Annotated in this window: 18 protein-coding genes; 13 read left to right on the forward strand and 5 right to left on the reverse strand. The window is 67.4% G+C overall.

Annotation, left to right across the window (positions count from 1 at the left end):
* Positions 1 to 2 precede the first annotated feature (2 nt).
* Entirely contained in the window at positions 3 to 788 is a 786-nt protein-coding gene (locus tag Q358_RS0103700; RefSeq protein ID WP_027960814.1) for a HesA/MoeB/ThiF family protein, read from the forward strand.
* Between the two features lie 65 nt (positions 789 to 853).
* On the opposite strand, the gene Q358_RS0103705 is transcribed toward Q358_RS0103700, so the two are convergent.
* Positions 854 to 2,593 (reverse strand): formate--tetrahydrofolate ligase, encoded by a 1,740-nt coding sequence (locus tag Q358_RS0103705; protein WP_051530161.1) that lies wholly within the window; start codon positions 2,591 to 2,593, stop codon positions 854 to 856.
* Between the two features lie 194 nt (positions 2,594 to 2,787).
* Here Q358_RS0103705 and Q358_RS16475 point away from each other — a divergent pair, with 194 nt between their 5' ends.
* Positions 2,788 to 3,807, forward strand: a complete 1,020-nt coding sequence (locus tag Q358_RS16475) for a GlxA family transcriptional regulator (protein ID WP_051530162.1) — start codon at positions 2,788 to 2,790, stop codon at positions 3,805 to 3,807.
* A gap of 4 nt (positions 3,808 to 3,811) precedes the next feature.
* On the opposite strand, the gene Q358_RS0103715 is transcribed toward Q358_RS16475, so the two are convergent.
* Positions 3,812 to 6,379 (reverse strand): GcvT family protein, encoded by a 2,568-nt coding sequence (locus Q358_RS0103715; protein ID WP_027960816.1) that lies wholly within the window; start codon positions 6,377 to 6,379, stop codon positions 3,812 to 3,814.
* A 235-nt stretch (positions 6,380 to 6,614) separates the two neighbouring features.
* Here Q358_RS0103715 and Q358_RS0103720 point away from each other — a divergent pair, with 235 nt between their 5' ends.
* From Q358_RS0103720 to Q358_RS0103735, 4 genes are all read left to right on the forward strand, one after another.
* On the forward strand, positions 6,615 to 7,811 hold the full coding sequence (locus tag Q358_RS0103720; RefSeq protein WP_084286429.1) for a glycine cleavage T C-terminal barrel domain-containing protein: 1,197 nt from the start codon (positions 6,615 to 6,617) through the stop codon (positions 7,809 to 7,811).
* A gap of 6 nt (positions 7,812 to 7,817) precedes the next feature.
* On the forward strand, positions 7,818 to 8,681 hold the full coding sequence (locus tag Q358_RS16480) for a methylenetetrahydrofolate reductase (protein WP_051530163.1): 864 nt from the start codon (positions 7,818 to 7,820) through the stop codon (positions 8,679 to 8,681).
* A gap of 194 nt (positions 8,682 to 8,875) precedes the next feature.
* Positions 8,876 to 9,544 carry a glycine zipper 2TM domain-containing protein gene (locus Q358_RS0103730; protein WP_027960818.1) on the forward strand — a complete coding sequence of 223 codons (669 nt, stop codon included), beginning with the start codon at positions 8,876 to 8,878 and terminating at the stop codon, positions 9,542 to 9,544.
* A 144-nt stretch (positions 9,545 to 9,688) separates the two neighbouring features.
* Entirely contained in the window at positions 9,689 to 9,874 is a 186-nt protein-coding gene (locus Q358_RS0103735) for a DUF6435 family protein (RefSeq protein ID WP_027960819.1), read from the forward strand.
* 37 nt (positions 9,875 to 9,911) lie between these two features.
* On the opposite strand, the gene gatB is transcribed toward Q358_RS0103735, so the two are convergent.
* From gatB to gatC, 3 genes are read right to left on the reverse strand one after another with little or no spacing between them, the layout of a single operon-like run.
* Entirely contained in the window at positions 9,912 to 11,381 is a 1,470-nt protein-coding gene (gene gatB, locus Q358_RS0103740) for an Asp-tRNA(Asn)/Glu-tRNA(Gln) amidotransferase subunit GatB (RefSeq protein WP_027960820.1), read from the reverse strand.
* Positions 11,381 to 12,856 carry an Asp-tRNA(Asn)/Glu-tRNA(Gln) amidotransferase subunit GatA gene (gatA, locus tag Q358_RS0103745; RefSeq protein WP_027960821.1) on the reverse strand — a complete coding sequence of 492 codons (1,476 nt, stop codon included), beginning with the start codon at positions 12,854 to 12,856 and terminating at the stop codon, positions 11,381 to 11,383. The genes gatB and gatA overlap by 1 nt, the downstream gene beginning before the upstream one ends.
* 26 nt (positions 12,857 to 12,882) lie before the next feature.
* Positions 12,883 to 13,170 carry an Asp-tRNA(Asn)/Glu-tRNA(Gln) amidotransferase subunit GatC gene (gene gatC / locus Q358_RS0103750; RefSeq protein WP_027960822.1) on the reverse strand — a complete coding sequence of 96 codons (288 nt, stop codon included), beginning with the start codon at positions 13,168 to 13,170 and terminating at the stop codon, positions 12,883 to 12,885.
* Between the two features lie 173 nt (positions 13,171 to 13,343).
* Here gatC and Q358_RS0103755 point away from each other — a divergent pair, with 173 nt between their 5' ends.
* From Q358_RS0103755 to tldD, 7 genes are all read left to right on the forward strand, one after another.
* Positions 13,344 to 14,381 (forward strand): rod shape-determining protein, encoded by a 1,038-nt coding sequence (locus Q358_RS0103755; RefSeq protein ID WP_027960823.1) that lies wholly within the window; start codon positions 13,344 to 13,346, stop codon positions 14,379 to 14,381.
* A gap of 57 nt (positions 14,382 to 14,438) precedes the next feature.
* Positions 14,439 to 15,347, forward strand: coding sequence for a rod shape-determining protein MreC (gene mreC / locus Q358_RS16485; protein WP_245598273.1), 909 nt, complete (start codon positions 14,439 to 14,441; stop codon positions 15,345 to 15,347).
* Positions 15,347 to 15,841 carry a rod shape-determining protein MreD gene (gene mreD, locus Q358_RS0103765; protein ID WP_027960824.1) on the forward strand — a complete coding sequence of 165 codons (495 nt, stop codon included), beginning with the start codon at positions 15,347 to 15,349 and terminating at the stop codon, positions 15,839 to 15,841. The genes mreC and mreD overlap by 1 nt, the downstream gene beginning before the upstream one ends.
* A 13-nt stretch (positions 15,842 to 15,854) precedes the next feature.
* Positions 15,855 to 16,451, forward strand: a complete 597-nt coding sequence (locus Q358_RS0103770) for a Maf family protein (RefSeq protein ID WP_027960825.1) — start codon at positions 15,855 to 15,857, stop codon at positions 16,449 to 16,451.
* 79 nt (positions 16,452 to 16,530) lie between these two features.
* On the forward strand, positions 16,531 to 17,994 hold the full coding sequence (gene rng, locus Q358_RS0103775; protein ID WP_027960826.1) for a ribonuclease G: 1,464 nt from the start codon (positions 16,531 to 16,533) through the stop codon (positions 17,992 to 17,994).
* 4 nt (positions 17,995 to 17,998) lie between these two features.
* Positions 17,999 to 21,847, forward strand: coding sequence for a YhdP family phospholipid transporter (locus Q358_RS0103780; protein WP_027960827.1), 3,849 nt, complete (start codon positions 17,999 to 18,001; stop codon positions 21,845 to 21,847).
* Positions 21,844 to 23,298, forward strand: coding sequence for a metalloprotease TldD (gene tldD / locus Q358_RS0103785; RefSeq protein ID WP_027960828.1), 1,455 nt, complete (start codon positions 21,844 to 21,846; stop codon positions 23,296 to 23,298). The genes Q358_RS0103780 and tldD overlap by 4 nt, the downstream gene beginning before the upstream one ends.
* The last annotated feature ends 6 nt before the right edge of the window (positions 23,299 to 23,304 follow it).

Genomic DNA, 23,304 nt, shown 5'->3' on the forward strand with positions numbered 1-23,304 from the left:
CCATGAATGACCGGGAACTGTTGCGCTATAGCCGACAGATCATGCTGGAATCCCTCGATATCGAGGGTCAGGAGCGTCTGCTCGCCGGCCATGCCCTGGTGGTTGGCGCCGGCGGGCTCGGCTCGCCGGTGGCCTTCTACCTGGCCGCCGCCGGGGTCGGGCGGCTGACCCTGGCGGATGCCGATGAGGTCGAGCTCTCGAACCTGCAGCGACAGATCGCCCACGGCGAGGCGGACCTGGGGCGCAACAAGGCCGAGTCGGCCCGGGAGGCGGCCCTGGCGCTCAACGCCGGGTGTCGCATCGAAACGCTGACCGACCACCTGCAGGGAGAGAGCATGGCCGCCGCCGTCGCAACGGCCGATGTGGTGCTCGATTGCACCGACCGCTTCTCCAGCCGCTATGCGATCAATGATGCCTGTCGCGCGGCCGGCGTACCGCTGGTCTCCGGTGCGGCCATCCGCTTCTCCGGCCAGCTTGCCGTCTTCGATCCCCGCGACCCCGATTGTCCCTGTTATGCCTGCCTCTATCCGCCGGATGGCCAGGGCGATGAAGCGCTCTCCTGCTCGGAGAGCGGCGTCGTGGCTCCCCTGGTGGGGCTGGTCGGCAGCTTCCAGGCGCTGGAGGCGATCAAGTTGCTGAGTGGTGCAGGCGCGACTCACCAGGGCCTCTCCACCTTCGATGGCTTGAGCGGTGAATGGCGCCGCTTCGGGGTCTCCCGCGACCCGGCCTGTGCCACCTGCGGCGACCGGGCGCCGGTACGCCGCATGGCGCCAATGCCCGGCCCGTGACGCCGCCGCGGATGCCTGGTCCAGGGGCCGGGTGACGATGAACCCGGGCTTCAGGGCGGGGCCGCTTAAAATAGCCCCTGGGTATGGCCATCCTCGTCGATATCGATTCGGGTGGCGGCGGGTGAGGCGTTGAGCCCGGGCAGGGTGCGGATATCGCCGGCCAGGGCGTAGACGAAGCCGGCACCCGCCGAGAGGCGCACCTCGCGCACCGGCAGGCGCCAGCCAGCCGGGGCACCGAGCCGGCCGGCATCGTGGGACAGCGACATATGCGTCTTGGCGATGCATACGGGGAAGGCCCCGTATCCCTGGTGTTGCCAGGCCTCGAGCCGGGCGCGGATCCCGGGCGCGAAGTCGACCCCGTCGGCGCCGTAGAGCCGGGTGGCGATGCACTCGATCTTCTCCGCCAGCGGCAGTTCGGCAGGGTAGAGGTAGTGGAAGCCGTTCCCGCCAGCATCGGTCTGGTCGATCGCCTCTATCAGGGCTTGTGCCAGGGCCAGGGAGCCCTCGCCGCCATCGCGCACATGCTGGGACACCTCGGCGTGCACGCCCTGTGTCGCGCACAGCTCGCGGATGGCGGCATGCTCACTGGGATGGTCGCCGGGAAAGGCATTGATCGCCACGATGGGCGTCAGGCCATGGGCGCGCACGTTATCGATCTGCTTCAGCAGGTTGGCGCCCCCGGCCATGACGTCTTCGGGGGCCTCGGCGAGCAGCGAGGCCGGTAGCGGTTGACCGGAGACCACCCGGTGCGCGCCGCTGTGATACTTCAGGGCGCGCACCGTCACCACCAGCACCGCGGCGTCGGGGACCAGGCCCGAGGCACGGCACTTGATGTTGAAGAACCGCTCGCCTCCCATGTCGGCGCCGAAGCCTGCCTCGGTGACCACGAAATCCGCGGCCTGCAGGGCGATGCGGTCGGCGACGATGGAGGAGTTGCCGTGGGCGATGTTGCCGAAGGGGCCGGCGTGGATCAGGGCCGGGGCGTGCTCCAGGGTCTGCAGCAGGTTGGGCTTGAGCGCCTCCTTGAGGAGTACCGTCATGGCCCCGGCGGCGCCGATCTGCTCGGCGGTGACCGGCTCGCCGTCGCGGTCGAGGCCGACGATCAGCCGTCCCAGGCGCCGGCGCAGGTCGGCCAGCGAATCGGCCAGTGCCAGCACCGCCATGACCTCCGAGGCGGCGGTGATCTCGAAGCCACCCTGGCGCGGCACGCCGTCACCTCGTCCGCCGAGGCCCATCACCAGGTGGCGAAGCGCCCGGTCGTTGAGGTCGATGACCCTCTGCCAGCGGATATCCCGGGGGCTGAGTTCCGGCGTGAGGCGGTGATGAAGGTGATTGTCGACCATGGCCGCCAGCAGGTTGTGGGCCGCGGCAACGGCATGCAGGTCACCGGTGAGATGAAGATTGATGCGCTCCATGGGCAGCACCTGGCTGTAGCCGCCTCCGGTGGCACCGCCCTTGAGCCCGAGGGTCGGCCCCATGGACGGCTGGCGCAGGGCCACCGCCGCCCGGTGGCCGAGACACTGTAGCCCCTGGACCAGGCCGATGGCGGTGGTGGTCTTGCCTTCGCCCGGCGGGGTGGGGGTCATGGAGGTGACCACCACATAGCGCCCCCGGGGGCGCTCCGCCAGGGAGGCCATGGCCATCGGGTCGAGCTTGGCGATGCCGCGACCGTAGGGCTCCACCGCCTCGCCGGGCAGGCCCAGGCGATGCGCGATCTCCTCGATGGGCCAGAGCCGCGCGGCGCGGGCGATGCTCAGGTTGTCGCGGGGGGGCGGCGGGGTCGTGTCGGTCGCTTGAATCGCCATGGCGGATGCTCCTGAGGGAATCGTCGGCTGTCGGCTTCAGTATCGCCCGCCCCGGCGGCGCCTCTTGCCTGGTGGCGTCGAGGGTCTTGGGCACAGCGACACGCCGGCCAGCGGCGCGTCCTTGCCCATGGCCATCGAGATGGGGTATCTATGAAGGGCCATTATCTGTTGTCGTGTCTTTCGGGAGTCCGTGCATGCAGACAGTCGCCTCGGCCAGTGGTCATCATGATATCGGCTTCCTGCTGCTGCCGGGCTTCTCCCAGCTCGCCTTCGTGTCGGCCCTGGAGCCGCTGCGCATGGCCAATCATCTGGCCGGCCATCGGCTCTACACCTGGCACCGGGTAAGCCGCGATGGTGGCCCGGTGAGCGCCAGCAATGGCCTGGCGACCCTGGTGGATCAGGCGCTGGAGCCGATGCCGGCGCTCGACCTGCTGCTGGTCTGCGGCGGGGTGGGCGTGCAGGCGCACTGTGAGCGCTCGGTGCTCATCTGGCTGCGCCGCCTGGCGGAGCACGGCACGCCGCTGGGGGCGCTGTGTACCGGGGGATACGTACTGGCGATGGCGGGCCTGCTCGACGGCTATCGCTGTACCCTGCACTGGGAACATATCGGGAGTCTCCACGAGGCACGGCGCTTCCCCAAGGTGACCTTTACCTCGCAACTGTTCGTCATGGACCGGGACCGCTTCACCTGCTCCGGAGGCATCGCCCCCCTGGACATGATGCTCAACCTGATCGGTCGCCATGAGGGCCTGGGCCTGGCCGAGGAAATCGCCGAGGAGTTTATTCATGAGCGTATCCGCGGGGTCGACGACCGCCAGCGTACCCCGCTGCGGGTGCGTCTGGGGCATAGCCACCCCAAGCTCGAGGAGGTCGCCACCCTGATGGAGGCCAACCTCCAGGAGCCGCTGCCCCTGGACGAGCTGGCCAGCTATGCCGGCCTGTCGCGGCGCCAGCTCGAGCGGCTGTTTCAGCGCTATGTGGAGACGCCACCGCTCAAGTACTACCTGGCGATGCGCCTGGCCCGGGCGCGTCTGCTGCTGCAGCAGACCCATATGCCGATTACCGAGGTGGCACTGGCCTGTGGCTTTATTTCGCCGCCCCACTTTACCAAGTGTTATCACGACCACTTCGGCCACTCGCCCAGCGGCGAACGCAAGCGGCGCTCACTGCGCCAGGCCGAGTTGACGCCGGAGGTGCGCGGGACTGGGCGCTAGGCGCCTAGCCGCGGGGACGGCTGCCCCGAGGGTCGTAGAGCGCCTGGTAACCCACGGCGGCCACCCGCATCGGGTAGTGCTCGCCAACGTATTCCAGCTGCAGTCGACGGCCCTCTTCGGCGTAGGCCGCGGGCAGATAGCCCAGGGCGATATTGCATGCCAGCGAAGGCCCGAAGGCGATGCTGGTGGTATAGGAGCGCCGGCCCAGGTCGTCCACCGGCACCTCGCCGCTCTCCGGGTCGAGCAGCGGTGCCTGCCCGACGGGAAAGCGTGGTGTGCCGTGGCTATCGTGATGATCCTCCATCACCAGGGTGCAGAGGCTGGCCGGTTGTTGTTCACGACGACGCTGTTCGAGATAGGCGCTCTTGCCGTGAAACGCCGCGGCCTTCACCCTGGGGCGTGCCAGCCCCGCCTCGACGAGGTTGTAGTCGGTCAGCAGGTCGACGTTCTGCAGCCTCAGGCTCTTCTCCAGGCGACGACTGTTGGCGTAGGTCTCGATTCCCACCGGCATCACCCCGGCCTCGAACAGCCGGTCCCAGAGGGCCAGGCCGTAGCTGAAGGGCACATAAAGCTCCCATCCCTGTTCGCCCACATAGGAGATGCGGAAGGCCCAGACCGGCAAGCCCTGAACGCGGATCTCGCGGGCGGTGGCGAAGGGGAAGGCGGTATCGTCCAGGGCCTCTGGCGTATCGGCCAGCGTCTGTAGAACGCGTCGGGCGTTGGGGCCCCAGAGGCCCAGGGTCGCCAGGCTATCGCTGCGATCTTCCAGGTGCCAGCGGGTCAGCCCCCACTCCTCGCCGCGGCGCGTGATCCACACCAGGTCGCGGTGGCCGGTATCGCCGCCGCAGATCACTCGCCAGCTGTCCGCTGCCAGGCGCACGATGGTGAGGTCGGAATGCACGCCGCCGGCGGCGTCGAGGAAGTGGGTGTAGACCCCCTTGCCGATGGCGGTGTCGCCCCCCACTCGGGCCACGGAGAGTCGTTCCAGCAGGGCTTCGGCGTCGTGTCCCGAGATATCGTAGATGGCAAAGTGGGAGAGATTGATCATGCCCACGTCATCGCTCATGGCGAGCTGTTCGGCGTTGGCGACCCGCCAGAAATGGCGGGCGTCCCACTCCGCGGGCCGTTGTGGCACCCGCTCCAGGTAGGCGGCCAGGCGAGTCTCGTTGGCGGCATAGCCGTGGGCGCGCTCCCAGCCGGCGGCCTCCATGAAGTAGCCACCCAGTTCCTGCTCCCGCGACCAGAACGGGCCGCGCCTGAGATTTCGGCCGCTGGCGAAGGGCTCCCGGGGATGCACCGGCGGGTCATAGATCTTCTGGGCGATTTCCCGGCATCTCCCGCGGACGTGGAGGGGCGTCTTCTGTACCGGATAGAAGCGGGCGATATCGATGCTGCAGGGATCCATGCCGGGCCGACCCAGGGTGATCCAGTCGGCCAGTAGCTTGCCCATGCCGGGGCCATCCTTGACCCAGACCGCCTCGCAGAACCAGAGGCCGCGGGTCTCCGGCGATTCGCCCACCAGCGAGCCGCCGTCGGAGGTGACCGAGAGCAGGCCATTGAAGGAGTGCTTCTCGTCCAGCCCCAGCTCGCCGAGCACCGGGGTGAGGGCCAGGGCGCGTTCCAGCGCCCCGGCGACCTGATCGATCTCCAGGTCGCGCATCGAGGGTGACAGCCGGGCGCGGTGGCGGTCGAGGATGGCGTGGGGCTCGACCAGGCGCGGTTCCCGCGGCTCATAGTGGCCCAGTTCGAGCTGCCCGCCCTCGGTGCTGGCCGGGTCACCGGTATCGCGCAGATAGGCGGAGTTGCCCTGGTCGCGCAGCAAGGGATAGCCGATCTCCTTGCCGCTGCCGGCGAAGGTCTCGAAGGGGCCGAAGAATATCAACGGATGCTCCAGCGGCATCAAGGGCAGGGCGGCACCGCCCATGGCGGCGGGGATCGGCCCCCAGATGCCGGCGGTAACGATGACCCGCGGCGTCGCGACATAGCCTTTCAGCGTCTCGACGCCGTGAATGCGCCCGTCGCGGACATCGATATCCAGCGCCGGTGTCTCGGCAAAGGCGTGTAGATGGCCGCTGGCAACGGCCTTCTCGATCAGCTCGCCGGCCACGCGCTGGGAACGTGGCACGACGAGGCCGGCGTCGGGGTCCCAGAGGGCCCCCAGCACCTGGTCCCGCTCCAGCAGCGGGAAGCGTGCCACCGCTTCGTCGGCGTCGATCATGCTGGCGCGGGTACCAAACGCCTTGCCCGAGGCGACCTTGCGCTGTAGCTCGGCCAGGCGGGCCTCGTCGCCGACCCGGGCGATTTCCAGGCCGCCTACCTTGCGGTAGCGACCCAGCGCCTCGAAGAAGTGCTGGCTGTAGGTCGTGGTATAGCAGGTCAGGCGGTCGTGGGAGGTCATGTAGCAAAAGTCGGAGGCATGGGCGGTCGAGCCGATGTCCGAGGGCAGGGCGGCGGTCTCCAGGCCCACCAGGTTGGTCCAGCCCAGCTCGATGAGGTGGTGGACCACCGAGGCACCGACGATGCCGCCCAGACCGATGATCACCGCGTCTGCCTGCGAGGGTAGAGTCGCCATGGTCCAACTCCCGGGAGTGGGTGTGTTTCTGGCAGCATAAGGCAGCCCCCGGCTATCACGCTGTCCCGGGACGACGCCTCCTTGCCCGGCGGCGACAGGGGGCGCCGCGTCTGTCGCCCGCACCAAAGAGTCGGCCGCCCCTGGCGAGATGAGTCGTCGATGGCCGGTCTAGTGTCGAAGGCATGGGGCCGGCGAAGGGCCGGTGCCCGTCACAGCGGCAGGGGAGGAGAGCGTCATGTCCCAGGTCATGGAAAGCGTCGAGCACACCCGGGAAGCGCCGGAGATTCTGCTTTATCCGCGCATCCGAAAGTCCCCCTTCTTTTATGCGTCGCGGCGCCATGGGGTACGCAAGTACAGCGTCTACAATCATCATTATCATCCACGCCTCTATACCGACCCGGTGGACGAGTACTGGGCCCTGGTGCAGGGGGTGACCCTGTGGGATGTCGGGGTCGAGCGTCAGATCGAGATCGCGGGACCCGATGCCTTCGCCTTCACCCAACGACTGGTCCCCCGGGATATGCGTCACTGCCAGGTCGGGCAGTGCAAGTATGTCTTCGTCACGGCGCCGGATGGCGGCATCCTCAACGATCCGGTGCTGCTGCGCATCGAGGAGAACCGCTTCTGGTTATCCCTGGCCGATAGTGACATCCTGCTCTGGTGCCAGGGCCTCGCCGTCAACTCGGGGCTCGACGTCACCCTGCGCGAGGTGGATGTGGCGCCGGTACAGGTGCAGGGCCCCAAGGCCAAGGCCGTCATGGTGGACCTGTTCGGTGAAGCCGTGCTCGCCATGGCCTATTACCACCTGATGGAGGCGCAGCTCGACGGCATGTCGGTGGTGATCTCGCGTACGGGCTACTCGGGCGAGATCGGCTACGAGATCTATCTGCGCGAGGCCAGCCGCTTCGGAGAAGCCCTGTGGCAGCGGGTCTTCGAGGCCGGCCGCCCCCACGGCATGCAGGTGATCGGCCCCTGTCATATTCGTCGCATCGAGGGCGGTATCCTCGCCTTCGGCTGCGACATCTGGTACGACACCAATCCCTTCGAGGTGGGGATGGGGTATGACTGGATGGTGGATCTGCGGGGAGACGATGACTTTATCGGCCGCGCCGCCCTGGAGCGCATCAAGGCCGAAGGGGTGACGCGCAAGCTGGTGGGGGTGGAGATCGACGGGCCCAGTGTGGGGTACTTTACCGATGGCGCCATGATCGACGTCTTCCCGGTCCTGGCGGCGGACGGCGAGCGTATCGGTCGGGTCACCTCGGCCACCTGGTCGCCTCGCCAGGAGCGCAATATCGGCTATGCCATGGTACCCATCGAGCAGGCCGAGCTGGGCACCCCCCTGCGCATCGAGGCCAATACCGGCCTACAGGATGCCGTCGTCGTGGAGAAGCCCTTCCATGACCCGGCCAAGATCATTCCCAAGGAGTAAGGCGTGATGATGTCGAACCGCTTCGAGCTGATGCCTATCGCCGGCATGCAGGAGGCGGCCCTGGCCCTGCCGGCAGGCGCCACGGTGACCGTGACCTGCTCGCCGCGCCATGGCCTCGAGCGTACCCTCGAGGCCACCGAATGGCTGGTCGCGTCGGGGTTCCGTGCGGTGCCACACCTGGCGGCCCGCTGGGTACGCGACGCCGACCATCTGCAGCAGTCACTCGAGCGCCTGGCGGCGCTGGGTGTCGATGATGCCTTCGTGGTGGGCGGCGACGTGGAGCGCCCGGTGGGAGACTATCCCCATGGACTGTCACTGCTCCAGGCCATGGATGGCCTGGCACTGCGGCCGGCGCGGGTGGGGATTCCTGCCTATCCCGAGGGGCATCATGCCATCGCCGATGAGGCCCTGGCGCGTGACCTCGTCGCCAAGGCGGAGCTGGCCGACTATGCCGTGACCCAGATGTGTTTCGAGGCCGACCCGCTACTGGCCTGGCGCAGGCGCCAGGCACGGCTCGGGCTTTCCTTGCCGATATATGCCGGCATCCCCGGGGTAATAGAGCCCCGGCGGCTGCTAACCATCGCCATGCGCCTGGGGCTCGGCCCCTCGGTGCGCACGCTGCGTCGCCAGACGGGCTGGCTGGGGCGGCTGCTGCGGCCCTCGGCCTTCCAGCCGGACGCCCTGCTGGAGGGCGTGGCGCCGCTTCTGCACGATGACTCCGCCGGCTTTGCCGGCCTGCATGTCTACACCTTCAACCGAGTCGAGCCCACCCTGCGCTGGCTGGAGGCGCGGCGGGACCTGATTTGCGGTGGGGCGGGCGATGCGTCGGCTGCTGGTGTCGAGGCGTCAGCCGGCGAGCCCCTGGCATGACCCACGCCTCGACTGTCGTTATCTGACGACGCCCGGGGAAGGTATGTGGAAGTCGTCGCCGATACCGCTTCGATAGTGCTCATCTCTCTATACTGTGGCTCGTCGGATAGCGACGGGTTGCGCCCCGTCTCATTGCCACAGGCCGTCATGGTCATTCGTACCTGGGGCTCGAGCGTGATTTAAGGAGATGACAGATGAACAAGTCGCTAGCGGTCGGCACGACACTGGCCGTACTGGGGCTGGGTAGCATGGCCTTTGGGGCCTGGGAGATCCAGCAGTCGCGTGGACCCGAGTACGCGGAGATCCTGGCGGTACAGCCCGCGACCCATAGCGTGGAGCGTCCACGTGAGGTCTGCGAGGACGTGGAGCGGGTGGTGAGTGAACAGGTACCGATTCAGGCGCCTGTCAACACGCCTGCCTCCGGCTCGGCGGCCAGTCATGACCCGCATCGCATCGCCGGCAGTGCGGCCGGTGCCATCGTCGGTGGCCTGCTGGGTAACCAGGTCGGCGGCGGTAGCGGCAAGAAGATCGCCACCGTGGCCGGCGCCATCGGCGGCGCCCTGGCCGGACGAGAAGTGCAGGAACGCGTCGAGGCGCGCCAGCATGCCCAGGCCGGCTCACAGGTTCAGTACGAGACGCGTTACGAGACCCGCGAGCGGGTGGTGATCGAGGAGCAGTGCGAGACGCATATGGAGGCGCATGAGGAGACGCTTGGCTACGACGTCACCTATCGCCTCGATGGCGAGGAATTCTCCCGGCGTCTGGAGTCGGCTCCCCAGGCCGAGCGCCTGCCGGTGATCGACGGTGAGGTGCAATGGCAGGCGGGATCCGAAGGCGGGGAGGCCGAGTCGACCGAGGCCTAAGGCCCTGGACGGGCAAGCCAGGGATGGCACCAGGCCGTCGGTCTCGTTTTCTTTTATAAACTTGTTTTATTGTAATGGAGTTGTATCGATTTTTCGGTCGGGGAGGGGTAGCCTGTGATGATTCGCTTTCACAGGAGGTGCCCCATGTTCGGACTCTTCAAGACGGATCCGGTGAAGAAGCTGCAGAAGGCCTACGAGTATAAGCTCGAGCAGGCGATGCAGGCCGCCCGCAATGGCGACATGCGCGCCAACGCCTCCCTCACCGAGGAGGCGGAGGCGCTGCGCGCGCAGATCGACAAGTACAAGCAGGAGAGTGAGCCCGGGACCTAGAGGGCCCGGGCGGGGGAGTCGGCCGGCGCGCCCGGCATCAGCACAGGGCGTCGAGCTTCTTCTTGAGCAGCGCGTTGACCTGCTGGGGGTTGGCGGTGCCGCGGGAGGCCTTCATGACCTGCCCCACGAAGTAGCCGATCATCTTGCCGCGCTTGTCGGGTTCGGCGTCGCGGTACTGGGCCACCTGGGTGGGGCTGTCCGCGATCACCTGGTCGATCATCGCCTCGATGGCGCCGGTGTCGGTGACCTGCTTGAGTCCCTTGGCCTCGATCACCTCATCGGCGCTGGCGCCCTGGCCGCTCCAGAGCGCCTGGAATACCTGCTTGGCCGCCTTGCCGTTGATGGTGTCGTCCATGACGCGACAGATCAGCTCGCCGAGCCGGGGGGCGGAGATCGGGCTGTCCTGGATCACCAGCCCCTCGCGGTTGAGCGCCCCCGAGAGTTCTCCCTGTACCCAGTTGGCGGCCTGCTTGGCGTCTCCGCAGGTCGCCTTGACCGCCTCGAAGTATTCGGCCATTTCGCGGCTCGCGGCGAGGACGCCGGCGTCATAGGCGGAGAGCCCCAGCTCGTCCTGGAAGCGGGCGCGCTTCTCGTCGGGAAGCTCCGGCAGGGTCTCGCGCAGATGATCGACATAGGCGGCGTCGAGAACCACCGGCAGCAGGTCCGGGCAAGGAAAGTAGCGGTAGTCGTTGGCCTCTTCCTTGGTGCGCATGCTGCGTGTTTCGTCGCGATCGGGGTCGAACAGGCGGGTTTCCTGGACCACCTTGCCGCCATCCTCGATCAGCTCTATCTGGCGCTCCACCTCGAACTCGATAGCACGCTCCACGAAGCGGAAGGAGTTGACGTTCTTGATCTCGGCGCGGGTGCCGAATTCGGCCTGCCCCCTGGGGCGTACCGAGACGTTGACGTCGCAGCGCATCGAGCCCTCGGCCATGTTGCCGTCGCTGATGCCGAGATACGTCACGATGGAGTGAATGGACTTGAGGTAGGCCGCGGCCTCCTTGGCCGAGCGCATGTCCGGCTCGGAGACGATCTCCAGCAACGGGGTGCCGGCGCGGTTGAGGTCGATGCCGGTCATGGCACGGCCCGTATCGTCGGTGAACGTCTCATGCAGGGACTTGCCGGCATCCTCCTCGAGGTGGGCGTGGTGCACCCGGATACGCTTGGCCGCACCGTCTTCCAGGGTGATCTCGACCTCGCCGGGACCCACGATCGGGTCATACATCTGGCTGGTCTGATAGCCCTTGGGCAGGTCGGGATAGAAGTAGTTCTTGCGATCGAACACCGAAACCTCGGGGATCTCGGCGTGGATCGCCAGGCCGAACTGCACCGCCATGGCCACGGCCTGCTCGTTGAGTACGGGCAGCACACCGGGCAGGCCCAGGTCCACGGCACAGGCCTGGGTGTTGGGCTCGGCGCCGAAGGCGGTGGAGGCCCCGGAGAAGATCTTGGACTGGGTGGCGAGCTGGACGTGAACTTCCAGGCCGATCACGGTTTCCCATTGCATCAGGCGTTCTCCTCGGCGAGCTCGGGGCGACGCAGGTGCCAGTCGGTGGCCTGCTGGAAGCGGTGGGCGACATTCAGCAGGCGCTGTTCGGCGAAGTGGGTGCCCAGAATCTGCAGGCCTACGGGGCGGCCCTCCGCGGGGCGCTTGCCCACGAAGCCGGCCGGCACGCTGATGCCGGGGATCCCGGCCAGGTTGACGGCGATGGTGTAGATATCCTGCAGGTACATGGAGACCGGGTCCTTCTGGGCCCCGAGGTCGAAGGCCGGGGTCGGGGTGGTCGGGCCCATCAGCACATCGACGTCCTGGAAGGCATCGAGGAAGTCCTGACGGATCAGACGGCGTACCTGCTGGGCCTTCTTGTAGTAGGCGTCGAAGAAGCCCTCGGAAAGGGTGTGGGTGCCGATCAGGATGCGCCGCTGGACCTCCTCGCCGAAGCCCTCGGCGCGGGAGCGCTTGTAGAGGTCGACCAGGTCGCTGGGATTCTCGCAGCGATGGCCGAAGCGCACGCCGTCGTAGCGCGACAGGTTGGAGGACGCCTCCGCCGGGGCGATCACGTAGTAGGCCGGGACAGCATAGTGGGTGTGGGGCAGGCTGACCTCGCGTACCGTGGCACCCAGCGACTCGTAGACCGATATCGCCTCGCGTACGGCGGCTTCCACCGCGGGGTCGAGGCCGTCGCCGAAGTACTCCTTCGGCAGGCCGATCTTGAGGCCGGTCAGCGGTGCGGCGAGTTCCGCGGTGTAGTCGGGTACGCCGCGTGCCACACAGGTGGAATCCCGGGCGTCGTGGCCGGCGATGGTGTTCATCAGCAGCGCGCAGTCTTCGGCGGTGCGTGCCATGGGGCCGGCCTGGTCGAGGCTCGAGGCGTAGGCGATGATGCCCCAGCGGGAGACCCGGCCATAGGTGGGCTTCAATCCGGTGATGCCACAGAAGGCGGCGGGCTGGCGGATCGAGCCACCGGTGTCGGTGCCCAGGGCGGCGGGGGCCAGGCCGGCGGCCACCGCGGCGGCGCTGCCCCCGGAGGAGCCGCCGGGCACGGCAGTGCTGTCCCAGGGGTTCTTGACCGCGCCGAAGGCGCTGTTCTCGTTGGAGGAGCCCATGGCGAACTCGTCCAGATTGGCCTTGCCGAGGCTTACCGTACCGGCGGCCTTGAGCCGTTCCACGACGCCGGCATCGTAGGGGGCGACGAAGTCGGCCAGCATCCTGGAACCGGCGGTGGTCAGCACGCCGTCGGTACAGAACAGGTCCTTGATCGCCACCGGCAGGCCGGTCAGCGGCCCGGCGTCGCCCTGGGCGCGAGCGGCATCGGCGTGGTCTGCCGCCTCTCGTGCCGCGTCGGGCGTGACGGTAATAAAGCTGTTGAGGGCGCCATCGAGGCGCTCGATACGCCCGAGCTGATGTTCGGTCAGCTCGCGGCTGGTGAACTCGCCCGCCGCGAGGCTGGCGGAGAGTTCGGTCAGTGTCTTGTCATGCATGGGCCAAAGGCTCCGTAGGCAGTGGCTTACTCGACGACGCGGGGTACCAGATAAAGGCCGTTTTCCACCGCCGGGGCGCAGCGCTGGAAGTGGTCACGCCGGTCAGGCTCGGTAACGTTATCGGCGCGCAGGCGCTGGGTGGCGTCAAGCGGGTGGGCCAGGGGGGCAATGCCCTCGGTGTCCAGTGCCTGGAGGCGGTCGACCATCTCGAGGATGCGGCCGAGGTCATCCAGGTAGTGGGTGGCGTCGTCGTCGGAGAGGCCGAGGCGGGCAAGATGCGCCGCCCTGAGCACGTCAGCGTGTTCAAGCGCCATGAGTCGGGTGTCCTCGGTGGAGAAAATCAGGGCCTAGAAGTTACCATATTCGGCGACGTCCGGGCAGGGCTTCGACGCGGGGTGGCCGAGGGGATTTGCTTGCTGCAGAGGGGGTGCGGTGATACCGTTTGCCTCCGCACAGGGTTCCCGGACTGCACTAGGTATCGACTTCCATGTTCAAACGCTTGAGGGGGCTGTTTTCCAGCGATCTATCGATCGACCTGGGAACGGCCAATACGCTGATTTACGTTCGCGGCCGTGGCATCGTGCTCGACGAACCATCGGTCGTGGCCATTCGCCAGTCCGGCAGCATGCGCAGCGTGGCCGCCGTTGGCTCCGATGCCAAACGCATGCTGGGCCGCACCCCCGGTAATATCACGGCCATCCGGCCGTTGAAGGATGGCGTGATTGCCGACTTTACCGTTACCGAGCAGATGCTCCAGCACTTCATCCGCAAGGTTCATCAGAGTACCTTCCTGACTCCCAGCCCCCGCGTTCTGGTGTGTGTGCCCTGCATGTCGACCCAGGTGGAGCGCCGGGCCATCAAGGAGTCCGTCGAGGGCGCCGGCGCCCGCGAGGTGTTTCTCATCGAGGAACCCATGGCGGCTGCCATCGGCGCCGGCCTGCCGGTGGAGGAGGCCCAGGGCTCCATGGTGGTGGATGTGGGCGGTGGCACCAGCGAGATCGCCATCATTTCACTGAATGGCGTCGTTTACTCCGAGTCAATCCGCATCGGCGGGGACCGCTTCGACGAAGCGATCATCGGCTATGTGCGGCGCCATTATGGCAGCTTGATCGGTGAGGCCACCGCCGAAAGGATCAAGGAAGAGATCGGCTGTGCCTATCCGGGCGGTGAGCTGCGCGAGATCGACGTGCGGGGCCGCAACCTGGCCGAAGGCATCCCACGCAGCTTTACCCTGAACTCCCATGAGATTCTGGATGCGCTGCAGGAGATCCTGGCCTCCATCGTCGCCGCGGTGAAGAATGCCCTGGAGCAGGCTCCTCCGGAGCTTGCGTCGGACATCGCCGAGCGTGGCCTGGTGCTGACCGGTGGCGGGGCGCGACTGCGCGATCTGGACAAGCTGGTTGCCGAGGAGACCGGCCTGCCGGTGATCGTTGCCGAGGACCCGCTGACGTGCGTGGCACGCGGTGGTGGCAAGGCCCTCGAGATGATCGACAAGCACACCTTCGAGCTGCTCTCCAGCGACTGACCCGGGAGACGCGCCATCAAGCCGCTGTTCTCGCAAGGGTCGCTGCCCGTCTATCGTCTGCTGGTGTGCGCAACCGTCGCGGTGGCGCTGATGGTCGCCGACCTGCGGCTGTCCCGCATGGAAGAGGTGCGTGCCCAGCTCAGCACGGCGGTGGCTCCCATCCAGTGGGTCGTCAGTCTCCCCAGCAGCGTGTTGAGCTGGGGGACCCTGGTGCTATCCGACCAGCGTGTCCTGGTGGATGAAAACCGTCGGCTACGCGAACAGATCCTGACCCTGTCCCATCGTGTGCAGCGCATGGCGGACCTTACCGCCGAGAACGTGCGTCTGCGCGAGCTGCTCTTCGCCGCCCGCCAGCATGACATGCCTTTCATTACCGCCGAGCTGCTGTCGCTGGATCCCGACCCCTTCGCCCATCAGATGGTGTTGGACCGCGGTCGCCGCGATGGCGTGCAGGTGGGACAGCCGGTAATGGATGCCGCGGGCCTGGTGGGACAGGTGACCTCGGTGTTGGCCTATTCCAGTCGTGTCCTGATGGTGGCCGATGCCAGTCATGCGCTGCCGGTGCGGGTCAACCGTAACGGCCTGCGCTTTATCCTGCAGGGCGGCGGGCGCTACGATAGCCTCAATGTATTGCACGTCCCCGATACCGCCGATATCCGTAAGGGTGATCTGCTGGTGACATCGGGTCTCGCCGGCCGCTTTCCCCCGGGCTATCCGGTAGGGCGGGTCGACGCCGTGGTCCATGACCCCGGCGAGCCCTTCGCCAGGGTCACCGCCGCCCCGGTGGCCCAGCTACAGCGCTCTCGGCACTTCCTCCTGCTGTATCCGCCCAGCCGGCCCCGTTTCGATGCCCTCGGTTGGGAGGGCGACATCAGTGTGGCAGCCATCGAGTCGGCCCTGGCGGTGGTCGATGACGAAGATGCCCGGCAGGCCGCTACCCTTGGTGACCACGAGGAGACACGTTGATGGCCGCTCCCTCCGCCGCCAACCTGGCACTCCCCTGGATCTGGTTCTCCCTGTTGCTGGCTCTCTGTCTGCAGGTAATGCCGCTGGCGGAGGGCTGGCAGGTATGGCGACCCGACTGGCTGGGATTGATGCTGGTCTACTGGTGCATGAAGACACCCTTTCGGGTCGGTGTCCTCCATGCCTTCGTGCTGGGCATACTACTTGACCTCATCGATGGAGCGGTGCTGGGACAGAATGCCCTGTTACTGTCGTTACTGGCTTTCCTGTGCGCCCTGATCCAGCCACGCTTCCGTGCCTATTCACTGCTTCAGCAGGCATTGATGGTCCTGGTGCTGCTGGGCTGTGTGCAGCTTCTCGAGCAGTGGCTTCGCACCCTGCTGGGGCCCTTCGCCATTCATCTTTCCTTTCTGGCGCCGTCGTTGATCGGTGCTCTGCTCTGGCCCTGGTTTGCCACCCTCTTGAACGCCCTGGGGCGGCGCCTGTCCGGTAGCTGATCGGAGTTTTCTCATGTCCGTGACCGCTTCTCCCGTGCTTTGCCTGGCCTCTGCCTCGCCGAGGCGGCGTGACCTGCTGGCCTCCATCGGTGTGCCCTTGCAGCCATGCCCGGTGGATATCGACGAATCCACGCTTCCCGGCGAGGGGGCCGAGGCCTATGTCATGCGCCTGGCCCGCGAAAAGGCCCTGGCCGGCTCGCGGCTGACGCAGCTGCCGACGCTGGGCTCCGATACCGCGGTGGTTCGCGATGGCGAGATTCTCGGCAAGCCCGAGGGTCCCGAGCACGCCGCCGGCATGTTGCGCTCCCTGGCCGGTCGCGAGCATCGGGTGCTCACCGCCGTGGCGGTGGTCGGTCCTGCCGGCCTGCTCGAGTGCTGTGTCGCGACTCGGGTAGCCATGCGTGAGATCTCCGGTGCCGAGATCGATGCCTACTGGGCGACCGGGGAGCCCGCCGACAAGGCCGGTGGCTATGCCATCCAGGGGCGCGCGGCGGTATTTATCGAGCGCATCGCCGGCAGTCATTCCGCGGTGGTGGGTCTGCCGCTTTACGAGACCGCCGAGCTGCTGCGTCAGCAGGGTGTGGCGTTATGGGACGGTGCCCTGCGCTGACCCGCATCCCGGATCAACGCCTTGAGTCGCCGACACTATGTCATAATGGCTGCAAAGCATTCTGGACAAGGACTTCCGTATGAGCGGCGAAGTACTGATCAATCTGACGCCGATGGAGACCCGAGTCGCCGTGGTGGAGAACGGCGTGCTGCAGGAAGCCTTCATCGAGCGCTCCTGCCGTCGGGGGATCGTCGGCAATACCTACAAGGGCCGGGTGGTGAGGGTACTGCCCGGCATGCAGGCGGCCTTCGTCGATATCGGTCTCGACCGCGCCGCCTTTATCCATGCCCACGAGCTGATGCCGCCCGGTACTCCGGCCGAGGAGCAGCTCTCCATCGGTCATCTGCTCCACGAGGGTCAGGCGCTGGTGGTGCAGGTGACCAAGGATCCTATCGGCTCCAAGGGGGCACGCCTCACGACCCATCTTTCGGTGCCATCGCGCTACCTGGTCTATATGCCGGATGCTCCCCATCACGGAGTTTCCCAGCGCATCGAGGACGAGCGTGAGCGCGAGCGCCTTCGCGGCCTGATCGAGGAGGCCCAGGCCCAGCAGAGCCTGGAGGTGACCGGTGGCTTCATCGTGCGTACCGCCGCCGAGGGCGTGGGTGTCCAGGAACTGGCCGCCGACATGCACTTCCTGCTGCGGCTGTTTCGCAAGGTCAGCGAGCGCAAGGTGACGGCAGCGGCGCCCAGCGTGATCTACGATGACCTGCCGCTGTTCATGCGCATCCTTCGCGATGTGATGCGTGATGATATCGAGAAGGTGCGCATCGACTCCCGGGAAAACCATCTCAGGTTGATCGAGTTTGCCGAGGAGTTCATGCCCGATGCGGTGGAGCGCATCGAGCATTATGCCGGTGAACGGCCGATATTCGATCTCTACAGCGTCGAGGACGAGATCCACAAGGCCCTGGGACGCAAGGTACAGCTCAAGTCCGGGGGCTATCTGGTGATCGACCCTACCGAGGCGATGACGACCATCGACGTCAATACCGGCGGCTATGTGGGGCACCGCAACCTCGAGGAAACCATCTTCAAGACCAACCTCGAGGCGGCTACCGCCATCGCCCGCCAGCTTCGGCTGCGTAATCTCGGCGGCATCATCATCATCGACTTCATCGATATGGAGGATACCGAGCATCAGCGCCAGGTGCTGCGCATGCTCGAGAAGTCGCTGGAGCGTGATCACGCCAAGACCAAGTGCACCGGCGTCACCGAGCTCGGCCTCGTCCAGCTGACACGCAAGCGCACCCGCGAGAGTCTCGAACAGACCCTCTGCGAGGCCTGCCCCACCTGTAGCGGGCGGGGCACCCTCAAGACCCCCGAGACGGTCTGTTACGAGATCTTCCGCGAGATCCTGCGCGAGGAGCGTGCCTACAGTGCCGAAACCTACATGGTCCTGACCTCCCAGGCGGTGGTGGACCGACTGCTCGACGAGGAGTCGGCGGCGGTGGCCGATCTGGAGGAGTTTATCGGTAAGCCCATCCGCTTCCAGGTGGAGACCCACTACTCCCAGGAGCAGTACGACATCGTGCTGATGTGAGCCCATGGCCGTTACCCGTCTGGTGATTCGCTGGACTCTGACCCTGCTGGCCGTCGGGCTGACGGTCGTTGCCTTGCTGACCCTGGTGGCGCGCTTGATGCTGGGCCTGACCGATGGCCTGGTGCCGCGGGTGGAAGCCTTGCTCTCGGCACGCTTCGCGGCGCAGGTGGAGATTGCCTCCCTGGAAGGGGGGCTTGCGCGCCTCGATCCCTATATCACGCTGAATGGCCTGAGCCTGCAGACACGCGAGGGTAAAAGGCCACTGCTGGATGTTCAGGAGGGACGGTTGCGCCTGGATACCTGGCGGAGCCTGCGGGAGGGGCTGCCGGTGGTGGAGGGAGCGCGCCTCCAGGGCCTGACCCTGCACCTTTATCAGACGCCGGAGGGAGGCTGGCACTGGCCCGACCCGGCGGACCTCCCCCCCGAACTCCAGCCCGAGGGCGAGTTCGACCTGGAGCGGCTCGGCTTCTGGGTCGGGGTGCTGTTGCGCCAGCGTGCCTGGGCCGAAGACGTACGCGTGGTGTTGCATGGGCGTGAGCGTCGCGTGGCCTTCGAGGCGCCGCGCCTGCTGATGACCGGTGATTCCCGACGCGCCCACTTCGAGGGTCGGCTGCGCCTGGAGGGCGACTCGGATATCGCCATGCAGGTAGCCCTGGAAGTGCTGACGGGCCAGGCCGGGTTCCGCGACTTCAGCGCCGCCCTGCAGGCCGAGATGCGCCTCGATAGCCTGGTGGAGCTGGCCGCGGTACTGGGCCGTAATCAACCGCTGCACCTCGACGAGGCGCGCGGTGAGTCCCGCCTGTGGGGGCGCTGGCATCGCGGCAGCCTGGCCGATGCCCGCCTGGCGTTGAACGTCGAGAAGCTGGTCGTCAGCCACCGTGACACGGGGGGAGAGCGTCAGACTCTGGCGCTCGACAGCGTGACCGGACGCGGTCAGTGGCGCAAGGAAGACGCCGGCTGGCAGGCGTGGTTCCAGGGGGATGCGGAGAGTCCGGAGGCGAGTAGACCCGACGCCGCGTCGCCTGACTGGGGCCCCGCCTTGCCCTATCGTTGGCACCTGAAGGGCGGTGCCGATGAATGGTGGCTCAATACCAGCGCCTTCGACCTGGGGTCGTTGGCCGCCTGGCGCGACCGAGTGCCGCTACCCGAGGCCCTGGCACGGGTCGTGGACAGCCTCGACCCGCGTGGCAGCGTGACAGGCTTCGGGCTGGGGTTTCGGGAAGGGCAATGGCAGGCGCGCGCCTCCCTGGGAGGCGTGGAGGTGTCACCCTGGGAGGAGGCGCCGGGGGGAGGGCCACTGGACATGTGGGTAGATGCCCGCGGCGACAAGGGACGGGTGCGCTTCGTCGGTGACGAGACGGCTTCGCTGCACTTTCCCGAACTCTTCGCCGGCCCCATGGATCTCGAACACGCCTCGGGCGAGGTGCGCTGGGTCTATGATGGACCGCGTAGCCTGGTCAGTGGTCGTGACCTGCGGGTCGGGTGGAATGGCGCCGAGGTCAGCGGTGGCTTCGGCCTGTCTGCCGGACAGGGCGACCGGGGCGGCTTCGGCCTGACCCTGGCCCTGAAAGACGTCGATGCCGTACAGACGCCGCTCGTGGAGTGGCTGCCGGTGGGCATCCTCGACGATGAATTGTACGACTGGCTCGCCGATGGCGTGGCCGGCCGGGCCTCCGAGGGCTCCCTGCGCCTGCATGTGCCGCTCTCGGGTGGCGACGATGACAGCATCATGCCGAGCTTTGATCTCGACCTGGCCATTCGTGACGGGCGTCTGCCCATCGCCCCTGACTGGCCGGTGCTGGAGGGGGTCGAGGGACGCCTGCGGCTCAAGGATGAGACGCTTGCAGCCGAGATAAGTCATGCCGAGAGTCTCGGTGTGGCGGGCAGCGAGGGGCAGGTTCGACTGATCGATGAGCGCCTGGAAGTGGAGGGAAGGCTGGCCGCCGAGGCCTCGGCGCTGCGCCGTTTCCTGCTCGACATGCCGGTAGAGGGCATGGAACTCGTGGAGGAGTGGCAGGCGCAGGAGGGCCGTGTCGATGGCGACCTGCGCCTGGAACTGCCGCTGGATCGTCCCGAGGCACTGGATCTCGAGGTCGAGGCCCAGGTCGCCTTGCCGCTGCTCGAGTATCGACCGCTGGGCCTGGGCTTTCGGGAGGTTCGCGGCCCCCTGACCTGGCATCAACAGGGCAGCGAGGGGGGGCTCTCGGGGCGGCTCGAGGGACGCTTGCTGGGCGGGCCACTGCGCGCCGATATCGACACCCGAAACGGCGGGATCGAGCTTGCCGGCACCGCCGAGGCGGGGCCGCTGCTCGAACTGGGGGGTGTCTCGGCTCTCGAGGAGCGCCTGACGGGGCGTTTCGACTGGCGGGGCCGACTCGGGGTCGACGAGGCGATTTCCCTGCACCTGGAGAGCTCGCTACAGGGGCTGGCGGCCGACCTGCCCGAGCCACTGGACAAGCCGGCGGGAGAGCCGCGCCCCCTGCGGCTCGACATGGATCTGACGGCGGGGCGCCTCGAGGGGCGTCTGGGCGAGGCCGTGGCATGGCGCTGGCGAGGGCTACCCGGTGGCGACGCCAGCCAGGGGCAGGTCTGGCTGGGGCGTCAGCCCGGCGGTGCCTGGCCCACGGGGTCGGGGTGGTGGCTCGATGCCTATCTGCCGCGGCTGTCTCCCCGGTCATGGGGCGAGGCGTTCACCGGCCTGGCAAGGGAGAGCGATACGCGGAGGAGTGATACGGGCGGCGCGGCCCCGAGTCTACGCGAGGTGCGCCTGGCCAGCGACTGCCTGGAGCACGAGGGTCGCTGTCTCGGCTCCTTCTATACGACGGCTCGTCCACAGGCGGCTGGCGGCTGGCGGCTGGTGCTGGATGGCAGCCTGCTCGAGGGGGAACTCGATTACCGGCCCCGGCTCCCCGAGCCGCTGGATATCGGCCTGGAGCGTCTCTCGCTGGATGCCTTGATGCCGTCCGACAGCGAGGTGGGCTCGTTGATCGATGAGATCGCCACCCCTCCGGCGCCTCGGCCATTCCCCGCCTGGGTAGCCGACGTGCCTGACGGGCGTTTGCGCATCGCCGATATCGAGCGCGACGGCCAGCGTCTCGGGCCATTGACCGCTCGCTGGCAGGCCACGCCCGAGCGTCTCAGTATCGTTCCCCTGGGGCTGACCCTGGGCGAGCTCAGCGCCCGTGGTGAGCTGGTCTGGGAGGCGGCGGGTCCCGAGGCCAGCCTGACCCGTGCGCGTCTCGACCTGGACGGGCGGGATGCGGGAACGGCCCTGGAGCGGCTGGGACTGGCGGCGGCGGTGCGCAGCGCCGAGACTCGGGTCAAGAGCCAGCTGGCCTGGCCGGGGGCCCCCTGGCAGTTCGCCCTGGAGCGCTCCCGAGGCAGCATCGAGACGGAGCTGCGTGACGGAAGCTTCGTCAATCTGGAGTCGGTCCCGGCCCGTCTGGTGGGCCTGCTCAATATCGATAACCTGGTGCGTCGACTGCGCCTGGACTTCTCCGATGTGACCGGTCAGGGAACGGCCTTCGATCGTGTCAGTGGTGCCGCGACCCTGTATGGTGGCAGTCTCGAAACGCGTGGGCCGGTCGAGGTCGTGGGGCCTGCCACACGCTTCACTCTCGATGGCAGCGTCGAGCTGGCGCGGCGGGAACTCGATATGCTGCTGGGCGTCACAGTCCCCGTCAGTCGCAACCTGCCGCTGGCGGCGGTCATCGCCGGCGCCCCGATGGTGGGTGGCGCCCTGTTTGTCGCCGACCGCCTGTTCGGTGATGTCATCGACAGTGTTACCCGAATTCATTATCGCGTGCTCGGCCCCTTGACCGAGCCGACAATTTCAGTGGAAAGCGCCGAATGACTCAAGCGAGACACGCACTGCTAGACGAAGCCGCCGGCATCCTGCTGACTCCCGGCGGGCTCTCCCTGGATGACCTGGACATCGGTCTCGGGCATGCCATGGGACCGGGCATTGACTATGCCGATCTCTACTTTCAGCGCAGCTGGCACGAGGGCTGGGTGTTGGAAGACGGTGAGGTGAAGGAGGCCAGCTACAACATCGACGGCGGGGTGGGCGTACGCTCCCTGGCCGGAGAGAAGACCGGATTTGCCTACTCGAATCAGATCAGCGTCGATGCCCTGAGCGAAACGGGGCGCACCGCCGCGGGCATCGTACGCAGCGGCAAGCGCCCGACGCTAGGCGCGCCGGTCGCGGTGGGGCCGGCGGCCCGCTACGCGGGTGTCGACCCGCTCACCGGGCTGAGCGCCGAGGAGAAGGTCGCCATGCTCAAGGAGGCGGACCGCGTGGCCCGGGCCGCCGACCCGTCGGTCAGCCAGGTCAGCGCCTCGCTTTCCGGGGTACACGAGGTGGTGCTGGTACGCGCCAGCGACGGGACCCTGGCGGCCGATATTCGTCCCCTGGTGCGCTTCAACGTCAGCGTCATCAGCGTGCGTAATGGTCGTCGCGAGCGTGGCAGTGCCGGGGGCGGGGGGCGCTACCCCATGTCTCGGCTGCGCGACGAGGGAGTGGCCGAGCGCTTCGCCAAGGAAGCCGTGCGTCAGGCGCTGGTCAACCTGGACGCGGTCGACGCTCCGGCGGGGCAGATGCCGGTGGTGCTGGCGCCGGGCTGGCCGGGCATCCTGCTGCATGAGGCCGTCGGACATGGCCTGGAGGGGGATTTCAACCGCAAGGGAAGCTCCGCCTTCGCGGGGCGCCTGGGCGAGCGTGTCGCGGCGCCGGGCGTGACGGTGGTGGATGATGCCACCCTGGACGACCGGCGTGGCTCGATGAGCGTCGATGACGAGGGCACTCCGGGTCAGCGAACGCCGCTGATCGAGGACGGCATTCTCACCGGCTACATGCAGGACAAGCTCAATGCCAGGCTGATGGGCATGGCGCCCACCGGTAACGCCCGCCGTGAGTCCTTCGCCCATCTCCCCATGCCGCGCATGACCAACACCGTGATGCTTGCCGGGCAGGACGACCCCGGTGACATCCTCAAGAGCGTCAAGCGTGGCCTCTATGCGGTGAGCTTCGGCGGTGGCCAGGTGGATATCACGTCGGGCAAGTTCGTGTTCTCGGCAAGCGAGGCCTATCTGATCGAGGATGGTCGAATCACCGCGCCGGTGAAGGGAGCCACCCTGATCGGCAATGGCCCCGAGGCCATGGGGCAGGTATCGATGATCGGCCATGATATGGCGCTGGACCCCGGCATCGGCGTCTGCGGCAAGGAGGGGCAGGGCGTCCCGGTAGGCGTCGGCCAGCCCACCCTCAAGCTGGACGAGCTGACCGTGGGTGGCACCCAGTCCTGAGACTCT

Source organism: Halomonas halodenitrificans DSM 735, from assembly GCF_000620045.1.
GTDB lineage: Bacteria > Pseudomonadota > Gammaproteobacteria > Pseudomonadales > Halomonadaceae > Halomonas > Halomonas halodenitrificans.